The sequence below is a fragment of the Nocardioides gilvus genome (genome assembly GCF_003194605.1).
Taxonomy (GTDB): domain Bacteria; phylum Actinomycetota; class Actinomycetes; order Propionibacteriales; family Nocardioidaceae; genus Nocardioides; species Nocardioides gilvus.
The window spans coordinates 658,938-684,669 of record NZ_QHKY01000002.1; the positions used below are offsets into that span (position 1 = coordinate 658,938).

Here is a 25,732-nt window from a genome sequence, read left to right on the forward strand (position 1 = left end):
CGTGGGCGACACCGGTTCGACCTCGCCCGCCCCTGCGTTCTCGCCCGCCGACCTCGCGGTCGACCGAGCCCTCGCGCAGATCTCGGAGAGCTTCAGCTTCCTGCTCCACATCACTCCCGTCGACGGCGAGGAGGTGAAGGAGGAATTCCTCGAGGAGCACGTGCTCAACCCCGTCTTCACCTATCGCGAGCTGTCGGACGAGCCCGACGTGCTGGCCGAGCAGCTCGCCGGCATCGACGTCTCCGCCGTCGAGGACCGCACGCTCGGCCACCTGCTGCGCGCCAAGCACCGCGAGCTGGGACTGCAGCTGGAGATGCTGCGGGCCCGCGACACCGACGACTTCCTCGCGCTGAGCATCGAGCTGTACGGCGGTGTCTCGCCGTCGCTGCGTGACCACGCCGAGCGGGTGCTCGCCGGGATCGGCTGGGTCGAGGGCACCTCTGACCCGTTGGACGCCGAGGAGTTCCTGGCGCTGGCCCTCGACGAGATCGCCCACTACCGGGAACAGGCGGCTGGGATCGAGATGCACGCCGAGATCCGCCCCGACGTCAACGGCGTCATGGTCTCGGGTGACACGCTCCTGATCGGCCCGGAGAGCGTCGTGCAGCGCCAGCGCGCCGCCGCACTGCTGCACCACGAGGTCGGTACGCACCTGGTCACCCACGTCAACGGCAGCGCCCAGCCGATCAAGGTGCTCGGCACCGGACTGGCCGGCTACGACGAGACCCAGGAAGGACTCGCGGTGCTCGGGGAGGTGGCGTGCGGCGGGCTCACACCCTTCCGGTTGCGTCAGCTCGCCGACCGTGTGCTCACCGTGCACCGGATGGTCGACGGCGCGTCGTTCTCCGACGCGTTCCAGGCACTCGTCGACAGCGGCGTGCCGCAGGGAAGTGCCTTCACCACGGTGATGCGGATCTATCGCTCCGGTGGGACGACGAAGGACGCCATCTACCTGCGCGGCGTGGTCGACCTGCTCGCCCACCTCGCCGACGACGGCGACCTCGACCTGTTGTGGCGAGGCAAGTTCTCGCTGCAGGACCTGCCCCTGATCGCCGAGCTCGCCGAACGCGACGCCCTGGCCCCACCGCGGCTGCTGCCGCGCTACCTCGACGACCCCCGCTCGATGGACCGCCTCGGGCGGGCCTGCGGGATCGAGGACCTCAGCCAACTAGTAGGAGGACAGTGATTTGAAGATCGGATTCGTGGTCAACGCAATCGAGACCGAGCAGGAGTACTACACCACCAACCGGCTCGCGATGACTGCCCGGCAGATGGGTCACGAAGCCTGGGTGATGGGCATCGGCGACTTCTCCTACCAACCGGACGGGTCACTCACGGTGAAGGCCACTACCGGAGAGGCCAAGACGTACCGGTCACTGAAGAAGCACCTGGCCGACCTGCAGCGACCTGACGTCGAGCAGTCGATCGGCCTGGAGGAGTTTGACGTCGTCATGCTCCGCTACGACCCGGCCGACGACGCCGACTCGGCGCCCTGGGCCAACAACGCGGGCGTCGCGTTCGGGCAGCTCATCGCCAGCACTGGCGTGCTCGTCGTCAACGACCCGACCACCCTGGCGAACGCCCTGTCGAAGGCCTACTTCCAGCACTTCCCCGAGGTCGTACGTCCGCGGACCCTGATCTCCCGCGACGAAGCGTTGATCTCCGACTTCATCGACGAGTTGGGCGGCAAGGCCGTCCTCAAGCCGCTGCAGGGCTCGGGCGGCGCCGGGGTCTTCCTGATCGACCGCAAGGAGTCGCCCAACCTCAACCAGATCATCGAGGCGATCGGGCGCGACGGCTACGTGGTGGCGCAGGAGTACCTGCCCGACGCGGTCAACGGCGACGTACGTCTCTTCGTGATGAACGGACGTCCGCTCGAAGTCGACGGCACGTACGCCGCCTTCCGCCGCACCAACAAGAGCAATGACATCCGCTCCAACATGTCGGCTGGCGGCAAGGCGGTCAAGGTCACCGTCACCGACGAGATGCGCGAGCTGGTCGAGGTGGTACGGCCGAAGTTGGTCACCGACGGCATGTTCCTGGTCGGGCTCGACATCGTCGGGGACAAGCTGATGGAGATCAACGTCTTCAGCCCCGGCGGGCTAGGGAGCGCCAGTGAGCTCAACGGCGTCGACTACGCACCGCGGATCATCGAGGAGCTCGAGCGCAAGGTCTGGATGCGTCGGCACTACCCGGAGATCGACAACCGGAGCCTGGCGACCGGCTGAGCCTGGTCGGAGACGACTGCGGGGAGACTTTCAGGCACCACGTGCCTGAAAGTCTCCCCACAAAGGGGGGATCGGGTCAGAGACCACCCTGATGGGGTCTCTGACGCCTTCGCTCGTCAGTCGCTCCGGGTCACAGACCCAGGTCACGACCGATGAGCATCTTCATGATGCGCGTCAGCGCGTCGAGTGCGTGTGGCGCGGGATCGCCTCCTCTTGGTGGACCGTTCCGGCAGCCCTGGTCCAAGATGCGGTCGCCTGTGGCGATCCAGCCCCGTTCTGCGACTCTTCTCATCGCCCGGCGGCGACGCGCAGGAATGCTCGGGGCCAAGGAAAGTTGCCCACCTGGTCGTCGGCGAAGCGGGGAGCCAATGCGCGCAGCAGCAGAGACAACTGCCGCTGAATCGACGCGTGCATCTCAGGGGGATGACCCGTCTCGACTCGTTCGACGCGCGGTGTTGTTGCTGGTTCTGCCGGCCGTAGCTCTCGCGCTGGGAGTCTTCGCGGACCAGGGGTCATCGCTCGACGGGGTCCTGGGTGCTCTGCCCGAACTCGGCCTTCCGTGGATGGCGCTCGCATGGACGGGAGGGCGATGCGTCGAGCGTGCCAGCCCGGGTGTCGTGGTGGGCGCAGCCCTCACCTGTCTAGGGCTGGTGGCGTACTTCGCCTTCGTCCACTTCGTTCACGGAGTCGGTTGGTACAACGTCCTGGGCAACGGCCGTGGATTCTTCTGGTTCGCCGCCGCGGGGCTCTTCGGAGGGGCCGCCGGGTGGGTGGGGACATGGTCCTCATCCCGGGGTCAGGCTCAGCGTGCACTCTCGCGGACCTTCTTGCCGGCGGTCTGCGCGATCGAGGCATGGCGCACGATGGTCTGGGGATTCGGCGTCGACACGGATGTCCTGACAGGGGTGCTGGCCGCCGGTGCGGTGGCCGGTTTCCTCAGCACCGTCGTAGCCCACCGGCGCCCTGCGCTGCACGGGGCTGCGCTGACCGCCTGGGTGGTCGTGGGTGGGTTCGCGCTCGCCGGGTTCCGGGCTCTGTAGAACGGCTGGGACGTGCTTTGCCGGAGGCGTCATCCGGGGGGTGCTGACACCACCACCCTCTGATGACGTCTCACGGCAACTCGGGCCTGGCGACCGGCTGAGCCGAGAGTAGTACGACAACGGGGAGACTTTCAGGCACCAGGTGCCGGAAAGTCTCCCCGTTGTGTTGAGCGGTGGTGTGGATCAGTTGCTAAGGGTCAGAGACTGCTCTGATGGGGTCTCTGACGCCTTCACTCGTCGGTCGCTCCCGCTCGTACCTCGCGGGGCTCCCTCCTCGCTCCGGGTCACAGACCCAGGTCGCGAGCGATGAGCATCTTCATGATCTCGTTCGAGCCGGCCCAGATCTTCGTCACGCGGGCGTCGCGCCAGGCACGGGCCACTCGGTACTCGTTCATGTAGCCGTAGCCGCCGTGGACCTGGACGCAGTGGTCGAGCACCTCGCTCTGGACCTGCGAGCTCCACCACTTCGCCTTCGCGGCGTCGACGGGGGTCAACTCCTTGCGGGTGTGCTTCATGACGCACTGGTCGACGTAGGCCTGGGTGACCTCGACGCGGGTGACCAGGTCGGCGAGCAGGAACTGGGTGTTCTGGAAGGAGCCGATCGGCACGCCGAAGGCCTTGCGGTCCTTGGCGTACTGGATGGTCTCCTCGAGGATCTGCGCCGCGTGGGCCAGGTTGGTCACGGCCGAGCCCAGGCGCTCCTGCGGCAGGAACTGCATCATCGAGATGAAGCCGGTGTCGAGCGGGCCGACGAGGTCATCGTTGGAGACGCGTACGTCCTCGAAGGCGAGCTCGGCGGTGTCGGAGTCGTCCTGGCCGACCTTGTCGAGCACCCGGCCGACCGAGAAGCCGGGCAGGGTGGTGTCGACGGCGAAGAGCGAGATGCCCTTGGCCTTCTTCTCCGGGGCGGTGCGAGCCGCGACGAGGACCAGGTCGGCCGAGCCGCCGTTGGTGATGAAGGTCTTGGAGCCGTTCAGGATCCAGTCGTCACCGTCACGTACGGCGGTGGTCTTGAGGTTGGCGAGGTCGGAGCCGCCGCCGGGCTCGGTCATGCCGATGGCGGTCAGCAACTCACCGGTGGCCGCCTTCGGCAACCAGCGGGCCTTCTGCTCGTCGTTGGTCAGGTGCACCAGGTAGGGCACGGTGATGTCGGCGTGGATGCCCACGCAGCTGGGCAGGGTCATGTTGACCTTGGAGAGCTCCTCGGTCAGCACGGCGTTGAAGCGGTAGTCGCCCGCCTCGGAGCCACCGAACTCCTCCGGGATCTCCAGCCCGAGGAAGCCCTGGGCGCCGGCGGCCAGCCAGAACTCGCGGGTCAGTCCGTGGTTCTCGTCGTACTTCTCCAGGTTGGGAACGACCTCGCGGTCAAGGAACCCCTTGACCGAGGCTCGGAATGCTTCGTGGTCCTCGTCATAGATCTCGCGCGTCATGTACCGAAGAGTAACCGCAATCTGGTGAGGTTCGAAGGGGTCCAGCACGTGATGCCGTTCCCAATTGTGGGCCGGGCATGCCACATTGGGTACGTACGAACTCGGGGGAGGCACCATGGACGGCGGACATCTCAGGGCAGCGGAGCGGGTCGATCTTGAGCCGGCCCGGGAAGCGACGTGGGGCGAGCCGGCTGACCGTGAGTTCGTGGACGCGCTGGCCACTGACATTGCAGCCCGCGCCAACTGCACGGTCTGCGTGATCGAGGTGGTGCGCGCTGATTCCATGGTCGAGTGCATCGCCGTGCACGGGAGCCCGGTCGGCGAGGTGCGCCAGGTTGGGCACGTACGTGAGCTTTCCACCATCGGGACGGGGTCGGCCGGGCTGGTCGCCCACGGCGCGTTGATCTTCTTCCCGGCTCGCCGACGCAGCATGGGGACGACCTCGCTGAACGCGCGCGACGGATCCCACGTGCCCGACCCCCGGGTGGCCGACGAGTCCGCGGACTGGGTCCCCGGCGACCGGGTGATGGTCAGGCTGCGGGACAGGCAGCGAGCGGTGCGCGCCCTGGTCCAGCTGGGCAGTCCGCTGCACGGCAAGCGGCCGAGGATCGAGGACCTGAAGACGCTCGAGGAGGAGCTGGACCTCTCCTTCCGCGCTCTTCTCGTGTCCATCGAGCACGAACGCGTGACCCAGCAGGTGCGGATGGAGCGCGCCGTACGCCGGGTGCTGCGCGCCACGGGTGACCACACCGCACCGGGCGGCGTGGTCCATCTGGTGCGTCAGCAGATGCGTGAGGGGTTCCGCGCGTTGGAGCTCTACATCCACCTCTACGACGATGACGATCTCCCCACGCCGGAGAACTCCCAGGTCTCCCGAGGGCTCTTCGACGGCCTTCTGGAAGCCGCGCACCGGGCCTGGACCCGTGACGACATCGTCATCCTCGAGGACGGTCTGGTCTGGGGGGACGAGGTCCTGCAACGCGACCACGGTGAGGAGATCGCCCAGAGGTTCTCGCGTGAGCAGGTCGGCTCAGTGGTGCTCGTGCCGATCGGGGACGGCTCCACCCTGCTGGGGACGATGACGATCGTGCGGGCGCCGGACGGGCCTCGGTGGACCGAGAGTGAGGGGGCAGCGGCCATCGACGCGGGACGCGACCTCGGGCACGCGATCTGCAACGCCCGCGCCTTCGAACGCGAACAGCAGCTCAACCACGAGCTGCGTCGACTCGACAACTACCGCACCCAGCTGATCGCCACCCTGTCCCACGAGCTGCGCAACCCGACCGGGGTCATCCTCGGCCACCTGGAGATGTTGAAGGAGTCCGACGGCCTCGACCGGGAGGTCCAGCACTCGCTGAACGCGGTCGAGCGTGCGGCCTTGCGAATCGACACGCTGAGCCAGGACCTGCTGGTGCTCAGGGCGCTGGAGGACCCGGACCATCCGCTGAAGCGGCAGGAGGTCGACTTGGTCGGCCTCGTCCGCGAGGTCGTGGAGCTGGCCCAGATGGATGCCGCGCGGGCCAAGGTCACCGTGGGGGTCGAGTGCACCGACGAGCCCGTGCTCGTCTGCGGTGACGGCGCGGAGCTGACCAAGGTGCTCACCAACCTGGTCAGCAATGCCGTCAAGTACTCCGACGCGGGAGGCGTCGTGCGTGTGGCCGTGGAGCGCGACGGTGACACGGCCGTCCTGACGTGCACCGACGACGGCATCGGGATCTCCGAGGTGGACCAGGAGAAGCTCTTCCGTGAGTTCTTCCGCTCCACCAACTTCGATGCCCTGCGCCGTCCGGGCAACGGTCTGGGTCTGTCGATCGTGCACCGGATCGTGACCAGGCACGGGGGGACGATCCAGATCGAGTCGACGCTGGGCGAGGGCACGACCTTCCGGCTCACCCTCCCGGCAGTCGAGGGTACGGCCCAGGGTACGGCCGACGGAACGGCCGATTGAGCAGGCGGATCAGAGCCCGTCGAGCAGCTCGTCGACCCACGCCGGCACGAGGGTGCCGGCAGGCCCGGTCCTGACCTCGTCGAAGTCCTCGCTGGCGATGGTTCCGTTCATGTTGAGCTCGAGCGTCCGGGCGCCCTGCTCGGCGGCCCAGTGCACGAAGGCAGCCGCCGGGTAGACCTGTGACGAAGTGCCGACCGAGACGAAGAGGTCGGCCTCCTGGAGTGCCTGCAGCGCCTCCTCCATCCGGTAGGGGATCTCCCCGAACCAGACGATGTCGGGGCGCAGCGTGGCCGCTCCGCATCCCGGGCAGGCCGGTGCGTGCGAGAGGTCGCCGTCCCACTCGAAGCGATCGGCGCAGGCCAGACAGAGCGCCGACCTCAACTCACCGTGCATGTGCAACACGTTGGTGGAGCCGCCGCGTTCGTGCAGGTCGTCGACGTTCTGGGTGATCACCAACAGGTCCGGACCCAGCGTCTTCTCCAGGCGCCCCAGGGCCAGATGGGCAGCGTTGGGCTCAACGTCGGTCAGGTGCGCGCGGCGCAGGTCGTAGAAGCGCTGGACCAGTTCAGGGTCCGCCTCGAAGCCCTCGGGAGAGGCGACCTGCATGACGTCGTGGCCCTCCCACAGCCCGTCCGCGTCACGGAAGGTCGGGACCCCGCTCTCGGCGGAGATGCCGGCCCCGGTCAGTACGACGATCTTCATGCGCAGCGCGTCCTCCCCGGCCCCGGCGGTCGGGGCATCCGACCATTCTGCCCTCAGGCGCGGCGGCGGAACCACTCCATCAGGCTGCCGGCGGGCTTCGCGTTCTCCTGGTCGCGCAGGCGGGCAGCTGCGAGTTCGGACTCGCTGTGCTTGCCGTTGCACCAGTTGTCCTTGGCGACCGAGGCCTTGACCTGGCTGACGTGTTGACCGCAGCCGGACCAGGTGGTCTTCGAGCAGGTCTTGCAGACGACGGGACGGCACATGGGTGTGCTCCTTCCAATATGGGGGTGAAGTGGGATTGATCAGAGGGCGGTGAGGGCCTGGGCGCCGGTGAAGGCGCCGACGACGAGCACGACACCGGTGAAGGCGCGGGTCAGGATCGCCTGGTCGAGGCGGCCCGCGATCCTGGTCCCGAGGATCGAGGCCAGCGCCGCGGCGACGGTGAGCACGGCCACGACGTCCCAGGCGGGCTGGGCCCCGACACCGGCGCGTACGGAGAGCGCGACCGCGCTGGTGAGCGCGATGACGACCAGCGACGTGCCGGCGGCGAACCGCATCGGCAGGCCCAGGGCCAGCACCAGGGCCGGGACGACCAGGAAGCCGCCGCCGACCCCCAGGAAGCCGGTGAGGAGTCCGGTCACGGTGGCGGCGAGCAGGACCTTGAGCGCCCTCGGCCAGTCCCAGGTGAAGGTGGGGGAGAAGGTGACCACCGGGTCGGCGAAGGAGTGCGCGTCGCGCTGTCGGGCCGGTCGTCGGAGCCGGAGCACCATCAGCACGCCGACCAGCAGCATCAGCGCAGCGAAGGCCAGCATGAGCACCTGCTCGGGGACCCGGGTGGAGGCGAAGGCCCCCGCCACCGAGCCGCCGGTGGCGACCAGGGCGAACGAGATGCCGCGCGCCACCAGGACCCGACCCCCGCGTGCGGCAGCGGCCGCGCCGAAGAGGGCGGACACCCCGACCACGACCAGCGACCCGGTGGTGGCGGCCGCCGGTGACTGACCCAGCAGGTGCACCAGGACCGGCACGGCCAGGATCGACCCTCCGGCGCCCAGGGTGCCCAGGCTGAGTCCGATCAACAGACCGGCCCCCAGGGCGAGGAGCAGCGTGATCACGAGGACGTACGTTCCACCGTCAGCCCACCGGACTCGGCCGCGTCGAACGAGTCGTCGACCGCGACGACCTGATGGCCCGCCCGGCTGAGGATCGAGGCGGCCAGCGACGCCCGGTACCCGCCCGCGCAGTGCACCCAGAGCTCTCCTGCCGGGACCTCGTCCAGGCGGGTGAGCACCTCGTGCAGCGGGAGGTTGACGGCGTCGCGCAGGTGACCCTCGGCGTACTCGTCGGCGCGGCGCACGTCGATCACCCGGACCGGTCGGTGGTGGATGACCTGGGCGAGGTCGGCGAAGGTCCCCGTGGGGAAGCTCTTCAGCTCCTGGTCGGTCCACTGCTCGGGGCCCCCGGTGGCATGGGCGGCGGGGCGGTCGATGCCGATCCTGGACAACTCCCGCACGGCCTCGCTGACGTCGTGGGCGCTCTCGCCCAGCAACGTCACGGGCGTGCCCCAGGGGATCAGCCAGCCGAGGTAGGTCGAGAAGGCCCCGTCGAGGCCGAAGTTGAGGGTGCCCGGCGCGTGCCCGGCGGAGTACGCCGTGCGGTTGCGCAGGTCGACGACCCACTCGCCCGCCTCGATGCGGCGGCGCAGCTCGTCGACGTCGGCCAGGCTCGGCAGGGAGAGGTCGGCGGCGTCCGGTCCGGCGCTGTTGGCCGGGCCCATGTGGGCGTAGTACGCGGGCCAGGCGCCGAGGCCGTCGAGCATCTCGGTGACCCAGCTGTCGACGTCCTGGGTGAGCGCGGGGTTCGTACGTCGCTCGTCGCCGATCGTGGAACTGCTCGCCTCGCTCTGGCTGGAGGAGCAGAAGGAACCGAATCCGTGGGTCGGGAAGACGTCGGCGTTGTCCGGCAGCAGTGCGGCGAGGCGGTGGACCGAAGCGTGCTGGTGGTGCGCCAACGCGTCGGTGTGGTCGGGTCCGAGCAGGTCCGGGCGACCGGTGGAGCCGTAGAGCAGCGAACCGCCGGAGAAGACCCCGACGGCGCCGCCCTCGACGGTGCTGAGGGCGTACGACAGGTGGGTGAAGGTGTGGCCGGGAGTGGCCAGGGCCTGGACCCGCATCGTGTCGCCCACCTCGACGACGTCGCCGTCGGCGACGGGGGTGCGGTCGAACGAGACCCGGTCGGCGCCGTTGACCAAGTACGCGGCGCCGGTGGCCTCGGCCAGCGCGAGTCCGCCGGTGACGTAGTCGTTGTGGATGTGGGTCTCGAAGACGTGCGTGAGGCGCACGCCCTCGCCGTCGAGGAGCGCGAGCACGCGGTCGATGTCGCGCTGGGGGTCGACGACGAAGGCCACCTCGCCGTCGTGGGCCAGGTAACTGCGGTCGCCGAGGCTCGGGGTCTCCACGGTCAGGATCTGTACGTCGGTCCGGGTGGACATCCACTCTCCTCCTTTATCCCCCTGGGGGGTTCGCCAATGACGCTAGCATAACCCCCTAGGGGGATGCGTCAAAGTGCGCGCAGCTCGGCGCGGAGGGCCGGCTCCAGGTGTTCGGTGGCGTACGAGAGCGCGGTGCGCCCCATGCTGGCGGCGTGGGTGTCGAGGAAGTCGACGAGCAGGTCGCGGTCGATCCGCTTGCCCACTTCGCGCAGCATCCACCCCGACGCCTTCTGGATGAGGTCGCGGCGGTCGTCCAGGACCGAGGCCACCGCGATCAGCGTGGGGGACGGATCGCCCGCCTTGATGAAGGCGAAGGTTGCCATGATGCCGACGCGGCGGCGCCACAGGTCCTGCTGCGCGGTCAGCGCATGGATCAGGGCGGTGGTGGAGGCGCTGGTGCGCAGGTGTTCCCCGACGAGCCACTCCGCCGAGACGTCGACCAGGTCCCAGTTGTTGACCCGGCCGGAGTGCACGGCGTCGCAGTAGAGGGCGTGGAGGTCCGCGCGCAGCGTGGGGTCCTGCGTACGCGCTCTGAGGGCGCGGCGGAAGGCGTTGACGGCGATGACCAGCGCCGTGAACCGGTGTTCGTGCTCGGCGTCGTCGAGCAGCGAGCGGATTTGGTCGAGCGGGAGGTCGGCGTACGTCGTCGCCACAGCGCGCGCTGCCGGGACGCGTACGCCGATGAAGACGTCCCCCTCGCCGTACCCGTCCGGCTGGGTCTGGAAGAAGCGCGCCAGGTTGGCGGCGTCGATCGGATCGGCGACAGCGGCCAGAGCCGTACGGACCTCGGCAGCCGTGGACGGGGACAAGGTCACCTCCGGGGTCAGGCGGCCCAGAGCAGGGGCACCAGGGCCACGGTCAGGATCAGCACGGTGAGCGTGAGCGCCCAGCCGAGTCGAGCGTAGTCGGTGAACCGGTAGCCGCCCGGGCCGTAGACCATCATGTTGGTCTGGTAGCCGACCGGCGACAGGAACGAGGCCGAGGCGGCGATCGCGACGGCGATCGCGGCGCCTCGGGGATCGAGCCCCGTGGACGCGGCCGCGGAGACGGCGATCGGCAGCATGAGCAGCGCCGCCGCGTTGTTGGTCACCAACTCGGTGAGGATGATCGTGGCGAGCACCAGCCCGAGCAGCACCCCGCGATCACCGAAGTCGCCGAAGACATCGACGAGGCCGGTGGCGACCGAGGCGGCCAGTCCGGAGGCCTGCATCGCGGCGGCCAGGCCGAACGCGGAGGCGATGACGACGATGACCTCGATGTCGATCGCTCGGCGGGCCTCCAAGGGAGACAGCACCCGGGAAGCCACCAGGAGGATGGCCGCCACGAGTGAGCCCTCGAGGATCGGGACGAGGCCGGTGGCGGCGAGCCCGACCACGGCCAGGAGCAGCGTGACCGGTATCCACGCGCGGGGGGTGGCCACCGGGGGCGTGCCGTCCAGTGGGGCGACCAACAGGAAGTCAGCGCGGTCGCGCCACCGCTCCCGGAATCCCAGGTCGGAGACCAGGATCAAGGTGTCGCCCACGTGGATGGTCTCGGTGCCGATCCGGCCTTCGAGCAGTTGGCCCGAGCGGTGGATGCCGAGGACGGCGGCCTGGTAGGTGGATCGGAACCCGACATCCTTGAGGTTCGTGCCCACCAGCGGGGAGCGGGAGCCGACGACAGCCTCGTAGTAGCTCACGGAAGGGTCTTCTAGGTCCAGGACGTGCTCGAGCTCGGCGGACTGCAGGCCGCGCATCTCCTGGAGCTCGACGACCTTGTCGATCGGGCCGACGAAGTGCAGCCGGTTGCCACCGCGCAGGACGGTCTCCGGGCGGACCGGCGCGATCGTGGTGTCGCCACGGTCGACGGAGGCGAGGAAGAGCCCGGAGAGGTTGCGCAGGCTGGCCTCCGCCACGGTCTGCCCGTCGATGGCACCGCCCGGCTCGACGATCATCTCGACGCTGAAACGTCGACCCGCCTCCTCCATCTCGGTGCGGGCCGAGCGGCGCTCCGGCAGCACCCGGGGGGCCAGGATGATGACGACGACGAGACCGACCACCGCGATCGGCAACCCCAGCTTGCCGATCTCGAAGAAGCCGATCTCGGCGAGGCCCAGCGTCTCCATCTGGCCGGAGACCACGAGGTTCGTCGACGTGCCGATCACCGTGACGAGTCCGCCCAGGACGGCTGCGAACGAGACCGGCATCAAGAACTTGGAGACCGACAGGCCGCGACGGTTGGCCCAGGTGGAGACCTGGGGAATGAGCATGGCCACGATCGGGGTGTTGTTGAGGAACGCCGAGGCGCCAGCCGTGGGCACCAGCGTACGGATCAGGGGTCGCCGGTAGCCGTCGCCGTCACCGAGGGTGCTCTGCATGATCGGGGTGAGCGCCCCGGTCTTCTCGATGCCGGCGGCCAACACGTAGAGCGCGGCGACCGTGATCGGCGCGGAGTTGGAGAACCCGGAGAAGGCCTCCTCCGCCTCGATCACGCCCAGGACCAAAACGGCGACGGCGCCACCGAAGACCGTGACGGCCGGCGAGATCCGACCCCGCACCAGCAGGGCCAGCACGACGAGGATCACTCCCGTGGTGATCCAGGCATCGCTCGTCACAGTCCACTCCAGGAGGCTCGTCGCTCGGTGGACGACCACCACCGGAATCTGACCGGGTCACGGTAGCGCGAGGGGCGCGGGTTGTTGGACGCGAGCAGTATTCCCTCCATCTATACACTGTGTGTATAGTCGCTGGGCATGAGCACCTCGGACACCCTGTTGGCCCTGCTGGAACCAGCCCCGGCCCACGGATACACGCTGAAGCAGGACTACGACCGGTGGTTCGCCCACAAGCGGCCGCTGGCCTTCGGTCAGGTCTACGCGACCCTGACCCGGCTGGAGAAGAAGGGGCTCGTCGCGCTCGCCGACGTGGAGTCGGGCCACGGCCCCGACCGCCGCCTCTACGAGATCACCGCTGACGGTGTCACGGCCGTCGACGACTGGGTCTCCACACCGCAGGCGCCGGACCTCTTCGCCACCTCGACCCTGTACGCCCGGCTCACCGTCGCTCTGCTCTCGGGCCGCGACGCCACCGAGGTGCTCGCCGGACAGCGTGCCACCCACCTGGCCCGGATGCGCGAGTTGCAGCAGGTGCGGCGCGAGGCCGAGGGGGCTGACCTGCTGGCGGTCACCTACGAACTGGCCCACCTGGACGCCGACCTGCGGTGGATCGAGGAGTCAGGCGCCCGCCTTGACCAGACCCGTCACGCCCTCAACGCCCGCACCGGGGACGGGGCACTCTGATGCTCACCGCCCGCCACCTGACCCTCTCGTACGGCCCCACTCCCGCGCTGCGAGGCGCCTCCCTGCACCTCGAAGCCGGTGAGAGCACGGCTCTGATGGGTGCCTCCGGGTCCGGGAAGTCGAGCCTGCTGCACTGCCTTGCCGGGGTGCTGGTCCCCGACACCGGTGACGTCCACCTCGACGGAGTGGCGCTCAGCGGACTCAAGGACCGCGATCGCAGTCGCCTGCGGCTGGAACGGATCGGCGTCGTCTTCCAGCACGGCGACCTCGTCCCGGAGCTGACCGTGATCGAGAACGTCGCACTCCCGCTCCAGCTGCTCGGGGTCAAGCGGGCCGAGGCCCGTCGTCGTGCCCAGGACCTGCTCGCCGAGCTCGGGGTCGCCGACGTCGCGGACCGACGTACGAGCACCGTCTCCGGCGGTCAGGCCCAACGGGCAGCGGTGGCCCGCGCCGTGGTCCACGAGCCGGCCGTCGTGCTCGCCGACGAACCGACCGGGGCCTTGGACAGCCTCAACGCGGAGGCCGTGATGGACGCCCTCACCACGCTCGTACGTCGCACGGGTGCCGCGCTGCTGGTGGTCACCCACGACAACCTCGTCGCCTCGCACCTCGACCGGCTCGTCACGCTCAGCGACGGCGCCGTGGTTCCGACCGGACAGGAGGCGGCGCGATGACCAGCGTCCTCACGCTCGGGCTCAGGCTCGCCTGGGGTACGCGCGAACAGCGCCTGCGCAGTGTCGCGGTGGCGGTGGCGAGCGCGCTGGGGAGCGGCTCCCTGCTGCTGGTCTGGGCCATCGCCCGGGACCGGCTGCTCGGTGCCGGAGCCTTCCACAGCGAGGCCGGCTTCGTCGTCGTCGGCGCGGTGCTCATGGTGGCATTGCCGGTGGTCGCGATGGTGGCCACTGTGGCACGCCTGCAGACCCGGGGGCGCGAGGAGCGCCTCGCCAACCTGCGCCGTCTGGGCCTCAGCGCCGCACGGACCCGGCTCGTCGCCGCGGTGGAGGTCGGAGTCGCCAGCGCCACGGGGGTGCTGCTGGGGATTCCGCTCTACCTGGGACTCGGGTGGTTGACGCAGCGGATTGACGTGACCGGGCAGCCGTGGAACCCGTACCTCTTCACGGTCCCGACCTATGGCTGGGTGGGGGTGCTCCTCGGCGTGCTGGTGGTGGCGGTCCTGGTGGCTGCCTGGCCTCCCACCGACCAGAACGACCGGAGCGTCGAGTCCGACCGCGGTCGCACCGACGACGTGCGGCGCCCCGGACTGTGGCGCCTCGGGCCGCTGCTGCTCGGCCTGGCCGTCTGTGGCTGGTCGGTGCTCCACACCTTCGGCGACTACGTCAGCGACGCTCAGGCGTACGTGATCCTCGTCGGTGTCGCGCTCGCCGGGTTCGGGCTGCTCCTGGCAGCGCCCGTCCTTGTACGCCTCGTCGCGGACGTGGGCGTGAAGGTGGCTCGCGGGCCGGTGACGACGATCGCGACCAGGCGGCTGCAAGCTCGGCCCGGGTCGGTGCTGCGCGTGGTCGCCACCCTGATGGCGGTGCTGGTGGTGCTCGCTGGGGCGCGGGGGGTGATCGCCGCATTCCAGGACCTTCCGCAGTACGAGGAGGCGGAGCGCAGTTTCAGTCAGGAACAGGTCGCTGAGGTCTCTGCCAGCGCCGCAGAGGCGGCCGGGATCGTCGCCACCCTCAACGAGACTCCAGGCGTGGAGCGAGTGATCGCCCTGCCGATGACCCTCGTGACGATTGAGGATCAGGACCGGGACGACGAGTCGATTCTGGCGGCCGTCGCCACCTGCGCGGAGCTGAAGGATGCGGGGGCGCGAGTGCCGGACTGCGTCGAGGGACGGCTGCTGGTGGGGGACTCGCGACCCGATCTCCTGACGGCGAAGAGCGGCACCGTCACAGCCCTGACCGAGCCGCAGGGGCCGTACCTGGAGCCGCCGGACGAACTGCCGAACCGTGAGGGCCCTTCAGCCGGCCTCGACCTCTCTGACGCGGTGACGGTCCCCGCCGATGATCTCTACGATTGGGGGGTGGAGGGGGGCGTGCACCTCGTCATCCCACCGGACGCGGCGGAGATCGGTGAGGTCGTCGCCGCCACTGATCGCCAGTTGGTCGTGCACGGGCCGCCGGGTCGGGGCCTGACGACGACGCTGGACCAGGCCGGGATCTGGAGCTACTCGGCGTACGACACTGCGGACTACGACTTCGGCCAAAGCATGTTGTTCCTGATGTGGGCCCTGGCCGCGGTGCTCTTTGTTCTGGGACTGTTCACCGTGACGGTGGCGTTGGTCGACCGCGCGGCGGCTCGACGCCAGGAGAACGCCTCTCTCCGGGCTCTCGGGACCTCGCCGGGCGTCCTGCGTCGCGCGCAGTTCCTTGAGGCAGTGGTGCCGGTGCTGCTCGGGACCGTGAGCGCGGTGCTGGTGGGATGGTTCGGGGGCAATGCATACCTCTCGTTCGGCTTGGTGGATCCGCTGCCCGTGCCTTGGCTGCTGCTGGCAGGCTCGGTCCTCGGCTCCTTCGTGGTGGCCGGGCTGACCGTGTTCGGGATCGGGTCGGACTCGGGGCCGGAGGACGTCAGGCGGGGGTGAGTGGGATCAGAGCAAGGCGTACGGCGGGGTCTCCGCGCGGCCCTGGAAGGCCAGGATCGCGGGGTTGACCACGCGCCCCTCACGGATCTCGATCGCTCGGCTGAGCGTCTCGTTGCTGTTCCAGCCGCTCGGGCCCTCGAGCACCGGACGGAGGAAGGGAATGAGGGCGTTGCTGTTCTCCCAGGTGGCGGAGTTCCACAGGTAGGAAGGGCTGTGGTCCACCGCGTAGTAGAGGACGTTGTCGCCGACGGTGAACGCCGGCTCGTCGAAGGTCGTGGGGCGTGCCCAGCTGAATCCCATGCCCCGGTCGCAGGAGACGTCGACGATGAGGCTGCCCGGTCTGAACGCGGCCAGGTCATCGTCCTCCAGGTACGTGAGCGGGTGCGCGGTGTCCTGCAGGGTGCAGTTGACGACGATGTCGTTCTCGGCGAGGTAGGCCGCCAGCGGCTCGCGTCCGCGGTCGGTGATCACGTGGCTCAGGTTCTCGTCGCCGGGGTCATGGTCGAACTGCCGGATCAGCGCTGAGTGGATCGGCGCACCCACGGCCGTCACGCCCCGGTGGGTGAGCACCGCGACGTCGTGCACGCCGTGTGCCTTGAGCGCCGTCACGGCTCCTCGCGCGGTGGCGCCGAAGCCGATCACCACGGCGCTGAGGCGGCGACCATAGTCCCCGGTCAGGCCCGCCAGCTCGAGAGCGTGCAGCACCGAGCTGTAGCCGGCGAGCTCGTTGTTCTTGTGGAACACGTGCAGGCCGAAGCCGCCGTCGCTGCGCCAGTGGTTCATCGCCTCGAAGGCGATCAGGGTCAGCTGGCGGTCGATCGCGAGCTGGGTGAGCTCGGGGTCCTGGACGCAGTGCGGCCAGCCCCACAACACGTTGCCGGTGCCCATCGCCGCGACGTCCGCGTGTTGTGGCTTGGGGAGAAGGACGACGTCGGAGTCGGCCAGCAGTTCCTCGCGGGAGCCGAACCCGGCCACGTGCTCGGCCAGCTCAGCGTCGGCGACGCCGAAGCGGGCGGCGTAACCGTGCTCCAGGGTGATCTTGGCGCGCAGGTCTGCGTCCAGGAGGGGGATGTGGTCCGGATGGAGCGGAAGTCGACGCTCGTTCTCCATCGAGGACGAACCGATCACGCCGAGGCTCAGGAGAGTCATTGCGTCCAGCCCCGGTGAGGTGCGTGGGACTTCCGGGTCGTGCCCTGCTGCGCTGACTGGCCACTCATGGCGGATCTCTCTGAGAGGAAACCTGGACGGCTCCGTCTCGCGAGGCTACGTCCTGGGTGCCCGGTCCGTCGAACGCCCTGATCTGCCGCGACGCACAGCTCAAGCGATCCCTTGAACGAGGTACAGCACGCCGATGCTGATCGCCATGCACCCCAGCAGAAGGCGCAGAGTCCGCTCCGGCAGGCGGGGCTGAAGGCGGGCGCCCAGGTAGCCGCCGACCAGACCTCCGAGTCCGCAGGCGACCCCGATCTCCCAGTAGGGCGCGATGGTGCCGTCGGTGAGGAGTGCCAGCACGGCGAAGGTGCACGCTCCGATGACGGAGGTGAGAAAGGTCGAGGCCAGGGCCGCTGGTGCCACCACCGCAACGGTCATCCCGGAACCGACCAGGAGAGGGCTCAGGATGGAACCGCCGCCGATCCCGTAGACCCCACCGACCACGCCCACCGCGAGGGACAGTGCGAACACGGCGCGCCTCGTCAGTGGGTGGCGCGGCCGGCGGCGCGACCTGGTCCGCCAGACCAACCACAGGCCGAGCGACAGCAGGATCAGCCCAGCAATGACCCGAAAGGCTCTGGGTCCGGGCAACAGGAACACTCGGACGACTGCCCCCGCCACGACACCGGGCACCGTCCCCGCGAGCAACAGCCGGGTCAGGGGCCCAGACACGCGTCCACTGCGCCGGTACCGGAACAGGGCTCCGGGGCTCGCGATCACGTTGTAGAGCAGGTTCGTCGCCGTCACGGCCGGGTTCGGTACGGAGAGGACGGTCAGTTGGATGGGCAACATGAAGACGGCCCCCGAGACACCCACCGGGGCAGTGAGCGTCGCGATCACGAGCCCGGCAGCAAATGCCAGGACGAGATCTGTCACCACGGGTGGAACCTACCGTGCCCGCCAGGTCACCCCGGCACGCTGACCGGCCGCCTCATGGACGGGTCGAGCCGACTGTTCGAGGACGATGCGCCGTCGCGCATCCAATGGCGAGGGTCGCCGGTCGAGGCGGGCCTCGAGGAGCGCTGACGCCTGGGTGTTGCGTCCGCTGCGGGTGAGCGCGAGAACCAGGGTCTCCTCGATGATCTCCCGTTGGGCGGCTGATCCGCCGACAGTGACGAGCCGGTGCGTCGCTGACTCCAGTCCGCCGACCGCGTCCGACCAACGCTCCTCACCGGCGGCGATGAGCGCATCGCACACCGGGGCGACGACCTCGCGGGTCGGCGCATCGTCGGTGGCCCGGCAGCGCGCTGCGAGCCGGCCGAGGCGACCGAGGTCGCCGGAGGCGGCGTGGGCGATGGCGGCGTGGAGGGCTACGAAGGGGGTGGCAGGGTCGTCCAGCAAAGCCTCATCGACGGCGTTCAGTACGGGTGCGACCGGCGGGGGTGCCGACTCGGCGTCGAACCAGTCCGTCGTGGTCACCCGCCAGCGCCACAACAGCGAGGCCGAGTCGACGAGCGCCCTCACCCCGCACACGGCTGGCGGGGCGAGTTGGGAGTAGTAGCGCCTGCGTACTGCCTCGGTGTTGCCCAGGGCGAGTTCGTGCAGGGCCGCGTGCCACGAGAAGTGCGCGCGGTGGCTGGCCGACCGGCCGCTCTCGGCAACCCAGTGGTCAAGCCATTCACGCCCGGTCTCGTGCCTCCCGGTCTCGTAGAGCACGTGGGTCAGCGCGTGCACCGCATGGCCCGACGCCGGCTCGCACGACAGCGCACTCTCGGCCAGCAGACCGGCCTCGTCGAACCGACCCTGATCCTGCCGGGTGAAGGCGAGCAGCGAGATGAACCACCAGTGGTCGCCGTAGGAGGGCGCGAGCCGCTCGACCAGACTCCACGCGTCCTGCTGCACGTCGATGATCCCCGAGAACGCGATGGTGGGGACGGCTGCCGAGACGGCGAGCACGTCGCGTGGGTGGTCCTCAATGTGGCGCAGGAGCGCCTGTGCGCCGGAGTTGCGCGCGTCTGCGACCCGACGAGCGACGACGTCGACGAGGCTCCGCTCACGCTCGTCCCCGCGCCGGGTGATGGCATCCCGGGCGGACGCCAGCGACGCGCGTACGTCGCCCGCGGCTCCTGCCTCATGGCCGAGCATCGCCAGCGCCGCGTGGGCGAGCGCAAAGTCCGGGTCCAACTCGGTCGCTCGCCGCATCAGCGCCTCGCCTCCGCCCTGCAGAAGCATCACTCGCTCCAGTCCCTGGTTGTAGAGCGCCGCAGCCTCGGAGGTGGTCGAGAGCGGCAGGCCGAGCGGGTCACGGGGCCGGGCCACCGGATGGGTGCCGGGGACCAGACGGCCGTCCTCCAGACGTCGTGGCAGAGGGGCGACGGCATCGAGCACGTCGGTGGCCAACGCGAGGGCCTGCGTACGGATCTCGGGCACGGCGGTCGACTCCCACAGCTCGCCCCGCCGGAGACCGCCCAGCGTCCACAGCGGCGCGGCCGTCGAGCCGTGCTCATCGACGAGCCGACCGTTCACTGTCTTCACGCCCATGCCGGCGGTCGCGACGGTCGCGAGCGCGCCGGACTCACGTGGCCGGAGCAGGTCGTCGAGCAGCGGGTTGCCGAGGGTGCGGACGTCGTGACGCGGACCGGTGCAGTTGACCACCCATCCGACGTCGTGGGTCGTGCCGTCCGTGAGGGTGACCCGCAGGCCGCCACGGGGGAGCGGCAGGGCCTCGCGCACCTGACCCACACCCATGGCGAGCCGTCCGGCGCTCTGGAGCTCTCGGAGCACGACGCGGCTGGAGGGGGGCATCCGGTGGCGGACGACGTTCCAGCGCCCGGCGTCCTCGGCGAGGAAACGCTCGCGATCGCTCTCACTCAGCCGTGCCCACAGGTGGGCGACCTGGATGCGCAGCCCGTCGAGGGCCGGACGCCAGTCGCCGGTGACGCGTTGGACCAACTCGATGTGCTCGGCGGTGCGCTCGCGAAACTCCTCCAGGGTGCGTCCCCAGTCACCGATCTCAGGGATCGCAGCCGGCTTGAGGGTCGGCGCGTGGGTGGCCGGAACGCGACCGTTGCGCGAGATGGCGCGCACCACGCGGTCCCCGCGGCCGGTGCCGTCGGTGTGGCCGGGGCCAGCGAGGTCAGGGCCGGCGAGGGTGAGGGCGACGTCGACCATGGTCAGACCGGTGCCCACGAGGAGGACGTCGCCGGGACCGACACGATCGCGCCGCACGACGTCGAGAGCCCCGGACGCCCACGGGTCGGGCACGAAGAACGCGGAGCGGCGGAGGGCCTCGGGTGCCCAGTCGTGGCCGGCCGCGGGCAGGCCGGCGGCGATGACCACGGCGTCGGCGGTGAGGTCATCGCCCTCGACCGTCGTGACCACTGCCGGGCCGGAACGCTGCGCCACGCGGTGACAGGAGACCACGCGCGTACGACGGTGCTCCACCGACAGGTCGCGGCCCGCCTGCACCACGGCCTCGGACAACGTCTCGTCGAGGTACCGCGCGAACTCGCGGCGGGGCGCGAAGCTGTAGGCATCGCCACTCTGTCCGCGCCTGCGACGCCACGAGACGAAGTGGCTGGGGTCCTGGGGCAGTGCACTCATGCCTGCGGCCGGGACGTTGAGCAGGTGTTGTTCGTCGGTGGTCCCGAACGCGGTGCCGCGCGCCCAGCGGTCGGACGGGTCCACCAGGACGATCTCCAACGGCGTCGCACGGCGACTCGCCTCGCGGGTGAGGTGCAGGGCAGTCAGAGCGCCTGCTGCTCCCGCGCCAACTATCACGACGCGTGGCCTGTGACGTGTCCCGTCCATGGAAGACCTGCTTTCTGTTGTATCTCTACTAGATTAGGAGACTATCAGTCCTGAAGGCCCCTTCCCCGGCGCAGCCCGGCGGCCGTCTCGACAGAAAGGCAGGTGTCCGTGCAGACGTCACCGACGATCACCGTTTCCCGTGGCCGGCTGGGCTCGGCGGCCGCCCAGGTGCTCGAACAGGTCCGTGCCGGGGGAGTCATGCATCGCGACGAGATCGCCTCGCGCACCTCACTGAGCGTCGCAACGGTCGGCCGCACGGTCGGCCAACTGATCGAGGTCGGGATCCTGCGCCAGCGGCCCGACCGGACGCGGCTGGGCGGCGTGGGGCGCCCGGGCATGCCCGTGGAGATCAATCCCGACCGATTCGTCACGATCGGCGTGCACGTCGGGAGGCGGATCGCGACGGTCGCCCTCGCAGACCTGACCGGCAAGGTGGTGGCACACCAGACGCTGGAGCGGCGCTCCGGCGAGAGGCCCGACGTCGCCGAGCTCAGCCGTACAGCGGCTGGCCTTCTCGGTCGCAGCCCTGGCCGTGTGCCGCTCTCGGTCGGACTGGTGGCGCCGTTCCGTGAGCTGCAGCTGGGCCGGGAGCAACTCGGTGCCGAGCTGCAGGAGCTCACCGGCCTGGTGGTCGCGACGGCCGACCACATCGCAGCGGTCGTGGCCAGCGAGTTCCTGCACCGTCGGACCGGGACGCCGGGCGTGACGCTCTATGTCTACGCCCGCGACACGGTCGGATTCGCGGTCGCGGTGGACAAGGGCGTGCAGACCGAGATCTCGCGGGTCGGCAGCCTCACGCATTTCCCGACCCGGTCGACGGTCGAGTGCTTCTGCGGTCGTACCGGCTGCCTGGAGGCCACGGCCGGTGATGCGGCGACTGTTGCGGCGGCCGTCGCAACGGGTCTGCTCGACGAGCAGTCCATCGAGGAGGTCTACGCCCGCGTGGGTCAACCCGCCATCGGCGCGCTGGTGCGCTCGCGGGCAAGGACCCTGGGGGAGGTGGCCGCCGTGGTCCGCGACATGGTCGCCCCTGACCGGGTGGTCCTGGTCGGCCAGGCGTTCACGGGGTGCGAAGCGGTCCTCGACGACATCCGCCAGGCGTTCCACGGCGCGACCGCACTGGGGGACGTGCCGCTGTCGTTCACCCGCTTCGGTGCGGGGATCCAGGCCATCGCGGCCTGCACCATCGCCCTCGGCCCGGTGTACGACGACCCGTTGGGGATTGGCACGGTGACGCCGGAGCCCCTCGCTGCCAGGCGTTGACAGGAGAGGCCCCGGGGAGACGCAGTCCCGGTCACAGCGCCGGCGCGAGGCTCCCGAACTGACTGCGATGGAACACCAGCGGCGACAACGCAAGGCTGCCGTGCTCGACTGCGTGCAGCTCCAGCAGCACGAGAACGTGGTCGCCGGCGTCGACCTCCCGGTGGACCGTCGTGTCGAATGCCGCGAGCCCGTCGTCGATGATCACAGCGCCCTCCGTCGTGACCGTGTGCGCGACCCCGGCGAACCGCTCGTCGACAGGTCCCGCGAGCTGGCGGCACAGCGGGCCGTGGGTGTCGGCCAGGACGGTCAGTCCGAGGTGCGTGGCTCGCCGTAGGTCCGGCCAGGTCTTGGAGGTGGCGGCGAGGCTGATGGACACCAACGGCGGGTCCAGGCTGACGCTGGTGAAACTGCTCGCCGCCAGGCCCAGCAGTTGGCCGTCGACCTCGGCGGCCACCGCGACGACCCCGGTCGGGAAGGATCCGAACGCTTCGCGCAGTCGCACCGGGTCGAGGTCCTGGTTGGTCCGGAACGTGCTGGTCATGAGCTCTCCTGGGTGAGTAGCGATGTCACGATCGGCCGCGTGACGCTGAGCCACTCGGCGTAGGCGGTTGGGTCGTCGTACTGCTTGTCGATCACGAAGAGACCCCGGCCGGGCACGGTCGCGCCGAGCTCGGTGAGCACCGGTCGCAACGTGTGCTCGGGGGCCATCGAGTGCGCCGGAGACCCCCCGAGCAGGAGAGGGACGGCGACACCTGTCAGCCCTGTGTCGCTGTCGAATCGGTCGAGGAAGAGCTTCAGCAGTCCGGTGTAGGCGCCCTTGTAGGTCGGCGAGGCGACCACGACGAGACCGGCCTTGCCCACCTGCCCGACGAGCCGGGCGACGTCGGGATCGGACCAGTCGAGCACGGCCGCGCCGAGCGTGGCGAGGTCGACGACGAGGTCCGGCTCGCGCCCGGCAAGCTCGCGTGCCACGTAGGTGGCGGCCTCCAGCGTGCGCGACGCGGCCTTCGGGTTGCCGACCACGACGGCGACGGTTGTAGGGACGGCAGGGAGATCAGACACCGGCCACCTCGACGTCGAACTGGTTGGCCGGCCGAGGGAGTCCGTAGTGCTCGCGCAGGGTGCTGCCGGTGTACTCGCTTCGGAAGAGCCCACGAGCGCGCAGGATGGGCACGACCGTCTCGACGAACGTCTCCAGCCCCGAGGGCAGCGAGGCACCCATGACGTTGAAGCCGTCGGCCGCGCCCTGGACGAACCAGGTCTCCATCTGGTCCGCGATCTGCTCGGGCGTCCCGATGGTGACGTTGTGGCCGCGCCCGCCTCCGAGGCGGCTGAGCAGCTGGCGAACCGTCAGGTTCTCCCGCTGAGCCAGGTCGATGACCAGGCGGGCGCGGGAGTCGAAGCCTTCACGGACCTCCTGCTCGACGACCTCACGCGGGAGAGGTGCGTCGAGATCGATGGTTGCCTCGTCGATCTCGAGGTACGTCGCCAGTTGCCGTAGGCCGTACGCCGGGATCCGCAGATCCTCCAGCTGCTGGGCCTTCGCGGTCGCTTCGGCCTCCGTGGCGCCGATGATCGGCACCAGGCCGGGGAGCACGAGCACGTGGTCGGGGTTGCGTCCCTCGGCCGCGACTCGCCGCTTGATGTCGGCGTAGAAGCCCTGCGCCTGCTCCAAGGTCTGGTGCGCAACGAAGATCGCCTCGGCATGCCTGGCGGCAAACGCCTTGCCCTGCTCGGACGCTCCTGCCTGCACCAGGAGAGGGTGACCCTGGACGGGCCGCGGGACGTTGAGGGGGCCGGCCACCCGGAAGTGCGTACCGACGTGGTCGATCGCCCGCAGCTGGGCGGGGTCACCCCAGCGGCCACCTTCTTGGTCGCCCAGGAAGTGCCCGTCCCCCCACGAGTCCCAGAGCTTCTTTGCCACGTCCAGGAACTCGTCGGCCCGCTGATAGCGGGTGGCCTGGAGCGGTCGCTCGGCGAGGGAGAAGTTGGCCGCCTCCTCCTGGGTGGCGGAGGTGACGATGTTCCATCCGGCGCGTCCTCGGGAGACGTGATCCACCGACGCGAACCGTCGCGCCAGCGCATAGGGCTCGTTGTAGGTCGTCGACGCGGTCGCGATCAGGCCGATTCGCTCGGTCGCCCCCGCCACGGCGGTCAGGATGGTCAACGGCTCGAACTGTCCCGAGGCCCGGAATTCACCGGTGCCCGTCGCGACCGATCCGTCGGCCAGGAAGATGGAGTCGAACTTGGCGGCCTCGGCGATCTGCGCGAGCCGGACGAAGTGCTGGACGTCCAGCGCCGCACCGGGGTCGATGTCGGGCAACCGCCAGGACGCCTCGTGGTGGCCCGCTTCCATGAGGAAGGCGTTGAGGTGGAGCTGCTTCTGTGTCATGACCCGGGGCTCCTCAGGCGCTGGCGACGGTGGCCGCCGGGCCGCCCGCGTCGCTGTAGATGGAATCGGGACGGGGCAGGCCGTAGTGCTCGCGCAGGGTGCTCCCGGCGTACTCGGTCCGGAAGATGCCGCGGTCCTGGAGGATCGGCACGACCTGCTCGGTGAACGCGTCCAGCAGCTGCGGGTAGAGCGGCGGCATGACGTTGAAGCCGTCTGCGGCGCCACCGTGGAACCAGTCGCTGATGATGTCGGCGACCTGCAGGGGTGTGCCGGCCACCACGTTGTGCCCACGAGCGCCGGCGAGCCGGTGCAGCAGTTGGCGCAGGGTGGGCCGGTCTCGCTCGACGATGTTGGCGACGACCTGGAGGCGGCTGCGGTTGTTGTCGAGCACGTTGCCGCTGCCCGCGAAGAACTCGGTGGGGACCACCTCGTCGAGCTCGAGATGGCGCAGCGAGATGCCAGCCAGTCCTTCGAGCTGCCCCAGCCCGTACGCCGGCACGGTGAGGGAGTTGACGTACTGCTGGAGGTCCTTGGCCTCGGACTCGGTGTCACCCAGGAACGGGCTGATGCCGGGCAGGATCTTCACGTGGTCGGGGTTGCGCCCGAACTGGCGGGCGCGGGTCTTGATGTCGTCGTGGAACGCCTTCGCGTCACCCAGGGTCTGGTGGGCGGTGAAGATCGCCTCTGCGTTGCGAGCGGCGAAGACCCGGCCATCGTTGGACGAGCCGGCCTGCACGTAGACCGGACGCCCCTGTGGTGAGCGCGGTGCAGCGAGCGCGCCCTCGACCTGGAAGTGCTTGCCGACGTGCTTGATCGCATGCACCTTGTCCGGGTCGAAGTAGTGACCCGACTCCCGGTCGGCGAGGACCGCGTCGTCCTCCCAGCTGTCCCACAGTTTGGTGACCACGTCCAGGAACTCCTGTGCCCGCACGTAGCGTTCCTCGGAGCCGGGGAGCTCCTTGAGGCTGAAGTTGCGTGCCACCGCCTCGGACTGGGTGGTCACGATGTTCCAGCCGGCCCGTCCACGCGACAGGGTGTCGAGACCGGAGAAGAGCCGAGCCAGGTTGTAGGGCTCGTAGAACGTCGTGGACGCTGTCGCGATGAGACCGATGCGCTCCGTCCGCGCCGCGATCGCCGCGAGCCGGGTGATCGGCTCGAGGTGGGCAGTCGGGCGGAACGGCGTCGCGGCCCACAGCCCCGGGATGTCGGCGAAGAAGATGCCGTCGAACTTGGCCGCCTCCGCCTTCTGGGCGAGCTCGATGTAGAAGTCGATGTCGTGGGCGCGCTCGACCGAGGAGTCCGGGTGGCGCCACGAAGCCTCGTGGTGACCGGTGTCGTGGAGGAAGGCGTTGAGGCTGAGCTGTCGGTCGGACATGGATGTCTCCTGGCTGGATCAGAGGGAGGTGTGG

The 25,732-nt window shown here is 69.7% G+C and carries 22 protein-coding genes; 8 read left to right on the forward strand and 14 right to left on the reverse strand.

Annotated elements, in window-relative coordinates:
* Position 1: 1 nt before the first annotated feature.
* The 3 genes from DNK52_RS08485 to DNK52_RS08495 all read left to right on the forward strand — a co-directional run bounded on the left by DNK52_RS08485 (position 2) and on the right by DNK52_RS08495 (position 3,268).
* On the forward strand, positions 2 to 1,186 hold the full coding sequence (locus DNK52_RS08485; RefSeq protein WP_110240512.1) for a peptidase MATCAP family protein: 1,185 nt from the start codon (positions 2 to 4) through the stop codon (positions 1,184 to 1,186).
* Between the two features lies 1 nt (position 1,187).
* The gene (locus DNK52_RS08490) at positions 1,188 to 2,228 is read left to right on the forward strand and encodes a glutathione synthetase (protein WP_110240513.1); all 1,041 of its coding nucleotides are present in this window, start codon (positions 1,188 to 1,190) and stop codon (positions 2,226 to 2,228) included.
* Positions 2,229 to 2,680: 452 nt separating this feature from the next.
* The gene (locus tag DNK52_RS08495) at positions 2,681 to 3,268 is read left to right on the forward strand and encodes a hypothetical protein (RefSeq protein ID WP_110240514.1); all 588 of its coding nucleotides are present in this window, start codon (positions 2,681 to 2,683) and stop codon (positions 3,266 to 3,268) included.
* Positions 3,269 to 3,552: 284 nt separating this feature from the next.
* Here the strand turns inward: DNK52_RS08495 and DNK52_RS08500 are convergent, their stop codons facing one another.
* Complete coding sequence (locus DNK52_RS08500; RefSeq protein WP_110240515.1) at positions 3,553 to 4,698, reverse strand: acyl-CoA dehydrogenase family protein; 1,146 nt, start codon at positions 4,696 to 4,698, stop codon at positions 3,553 to 3,555.
* 115 nt (positions 4,699 to 4,813) lie between these two features.
* Between DNK52_RS08500 and DNK52_RS08505 the strand changes: the two genes are divergently transcribed.
* The gene (locus tag DNK52_RS08505) at positions 4,814 to 6,646 is read left to right on the forward strand and encodes a sensor histidine kinase (RefSeq protein ID WP_110240516.1); all 1,833 of its coding nucleotides are present in this window, start codon (positions 4,814 to 4,816) and stop codon (positions 6,644 to 6,646) included.
* A 9-nt stretch (positions 6,647 to 6,655) separates the two neighbouring features.
* Here DNK52_RS08505 and DNK52_RS08510 read toward each other — a convergent pair whose 3' ends face one another.
* The 6 genes from DNK52_RS08510 to DNK52_RS08535 all read right to left on the reverse strand — a co-directional run bounded on the left by DNK52_RS08510 (position 6,656) and on the right by DNK52_RS08535 (position 12,429).
* Positions 6,656 to 7,348, reverse strand: a complete 693-nt coding sequence (locus tag DNK52_RS08510) for an NAD-dependent deacylase (protein ID WP_110240517.1) — start codon at positions 7,346 to 7,348, stop codon at positions 6,656 to 6,658.
* 53 nt (positions 7,349 to 7,401) lie between these two features.
* Positions 7,402 to 7,611, reverse strand: coding sequence for a hypothetical protein (locus DNK52_RS08515; RefSeq protein ID WP_110240518.1), 210 nt, complete (start codon positions 7,609 to 7,611; stop codon positions 7,402 to 7,404).
* Between the two features lie 39 nt (positions 7,612 to 7,650).
* On the reverse strand, positions 7,651 to 8,460 hold the full coding sequence (locus tag DNK52_RS08520; protein ID WP_239455461.1) for a sulfite exporter TauE/SafE family protein: 810 nt from the start codon (positions 8,458 to 8,460) through the stop codon (positions 7,651 to 7,653).
* The gene (locus tag DNK52_RS08525) at positions 8,457 to 9,836 is read right to left on the reverse strand and encodes an MBL fold metallo-hydrolase (RefSeq protein WP_110240519.1); all 1,380 of its coding nucleotides are present in this window, start codon (positions 9,834 to 9,836) and stop codon (positions 8,457 to 8,459) included. Before DNK52_RS08525 ends, DNK52_RS08520 begins: the two co-directional genes overlap by 4 nt.
* Positions 9,837 to 9,904: 68 nt before the next feature.
* Positions 9,905 to 10,645, reverse strand: coding sequence for a DNA alkylation repair protein (locus DNK52_RS08530; protein WP_204163447.1), 741 nt, complete (start codon positions 10,643 to 10,645; stop codon positions 9,905 to 9,907).
* Positions 10,646 to 10,659: 14 nt separating this feature from the next.
* Positions 10,660 to 12,429 carry an SLC13 family permease gene (locus DNK52_RS08535; protein ID WP_162598694.1) on the reverse strand — a complete coding sequence of 590 codons (1,770 nt, stop codon included), beginning with the start codon at positions 12,427 to 12,429 and terminating at the stop codon, positions 10,660 to 10,662.
* 138 nt (positions 12,430 to 12,567) lie between these two features.
* On the opposite strand from DNK52_RS08535, the gene DNK52_RS08540 reads away from it, so the two are divergent.
* From DNK52_RS08540 to DNK52_RS08550, 3 genes are read left to right on the forward strand one after another with little or no spacing between them, the layout of a single operon-like run.
* Positions 12,568 to 13,113, forward strand: a complete 546-nt coding sequence (locus tag DNK52_RS08540; RefSeq protein ID WP_110240522.1) for a PadR family transcriptional regulator — start codon at positions 12,568 to 12,570, stop codon at positions 13,111 to 13,113.
* Complete coding sequence (locus tag DNK52_RS08545) at positions 13,113 to 13,787, forward strand: ABC transporter ATP-binding protein (protein WP_110240523.1); 675 nt, start codon at positions 13,113 to 13,115, stop codon at positions 13,785 to 13,787. The genes DNK52_RS08540 and DNK52_RS08545 overlap by 1 nt, the downstream gene beginning before the upstream one ends.
* Positions 13,784 to 15,706: an FtsX-like permease family protein gene (locus DNK52_RS08550; RefSeq protein WP_110240524.1), complete on the forward strand. Its 1,923-nt coding sequence runs from the start codon at positions 13,784 to 13,786 to the stop codon at positions 15,704 to 15,706. The genes DNK52_RS08545 and DNK52_RS08550 overlap by 4 nt, the downstream gene beginning before the upstream one ends.
* 6 nt (positions 15,707 to 15,712) lie before the next feature.
* Here DNK52_RS08550 and DNK52_RS08555 read toward each other — a convergent pair whose 3' ends face one another.
* The 3 genes from DNK52_RS08555 to DNK52_RS08565 form a co-directional block, all read right to left on the reverse strand.
* Entirely contained in the window at positions 15,713 to 16,855 is a 1,143-nt protein-coding gene (locus DNK52_RS08555) for a N(5)-(carboxyethyl)ornithine synthase (protein ID WP_110240525.1), read from the reverse strand.
* Positions 16,856 to 17,023: 168 nt separating this feature from the next.
* Positions 17,024 to 17,797, reverse strand: coding sequence for a TSUP family transporter (locus tag DNK52_RS08560; RefSeq protein ID WP_204163448.1), 774 nt, complete (start codon positions 17,795 to 17,797; stop codon positions 17,024 to 17,026).
* A gap of 9 nt (positions 17,798 to 17,806) precedes the next feature.
* The gene (locus DNK52_RS08565; RefSeq protein ID WP_204163449.1) at positions 17,807 to 20,638 is read right to left on the reverse strand and encodes an FAD/NAD(P)-binding protein; all 2,832 of its coding nucleotides are present in this window, start codon (positions 20,636 to 20,638) and stop codon (positions 17,807 to 17,809) included.
* 138 nt (positions 20,639 to 20,776) lie between these two features.
* Between DNK52_RS08565 and DNK52_RS08570 the strand changes: the two genes are divergently transcribed.
* Positions 20,777 to 21,931 carry an ROK family protein gene (locus DNK52_RS08570; RefSeq protein ID WP_162598695.1) on the forward strand — a complete coding sequence of 385 codons (1,155 nt, stop codon included), beginning with the start codon at positions 20,777 to 20,779 and terminating at the stop codon, positions 21,929 to 21,931.
* A gap of 31 nt (positions 21,932 to 21,962) precedes the next feature.
* Here the strand turns inward: DNK52_RS08570 and DNK52_RS08575 are convergent, their stop codons facing one another.
* The 4 genes from DNK52_RS08575 to DNK52_RS08590 are packed head-to-tail and all read right to left on the reverse strand — an operon-like array spanning position 21,963 to position 25,698.
* Positions 21,963 to 22,472, reverse strand: a complete 510-nt coding sequence (locus DNK52_RS08575; protein ID WP_110240528.1) for a flavin reductase family protein — start codon at positions 22,470 to 22,472, stop codon at positions 21,963 to 21,965.
* Complete coding sequence (locus tag DNK52_RS08580) at positions 22,469 to 22,993, reverse strand: NADPH-dependent FMN reductase (RefSeq protein WP_110240529.1); 525 nt, start codon at positions 22,991 to 22,993, stop codon at positions 22,469 to 22,471. The genes DNK52_RS08575 and DNK52_RS08580 overlap by 4 nt, the downstream gene beginning before the upstream one ends.
* Positions 22,986 to 24,323, reverse strand: a complete 1,338-nt coding sequence (locus DNK52_RS08585; protein ID WP_110240530.1) for an LLM class flavin-dependent oxidoreductase — start codon at positions 24,321 to 24,323, stop codon at positions 22,986 to 22,988. Before DNK52_RS08585 ends, DNK52_RS08580 begins: the two co-directional genes overlap by 8 nt.
* Before the next feature lie 13 nt (positions 24,324 to 24,336).
* On the reverse strand, positions 24,337 to 25,698 hold the full coding sequence (locus tag DNK52_RS08590) for an LLM class flavin-dependent oxidoreductase (RefSeq protein ID WP_110240531.1): 1,362 nt from the start codon (positions 25,696 to 25,698) through the stop codon (positions 24,337 to 24,339).
* Positions 25,699 to 25,732 lie beyond the last annotated feature (34 nt).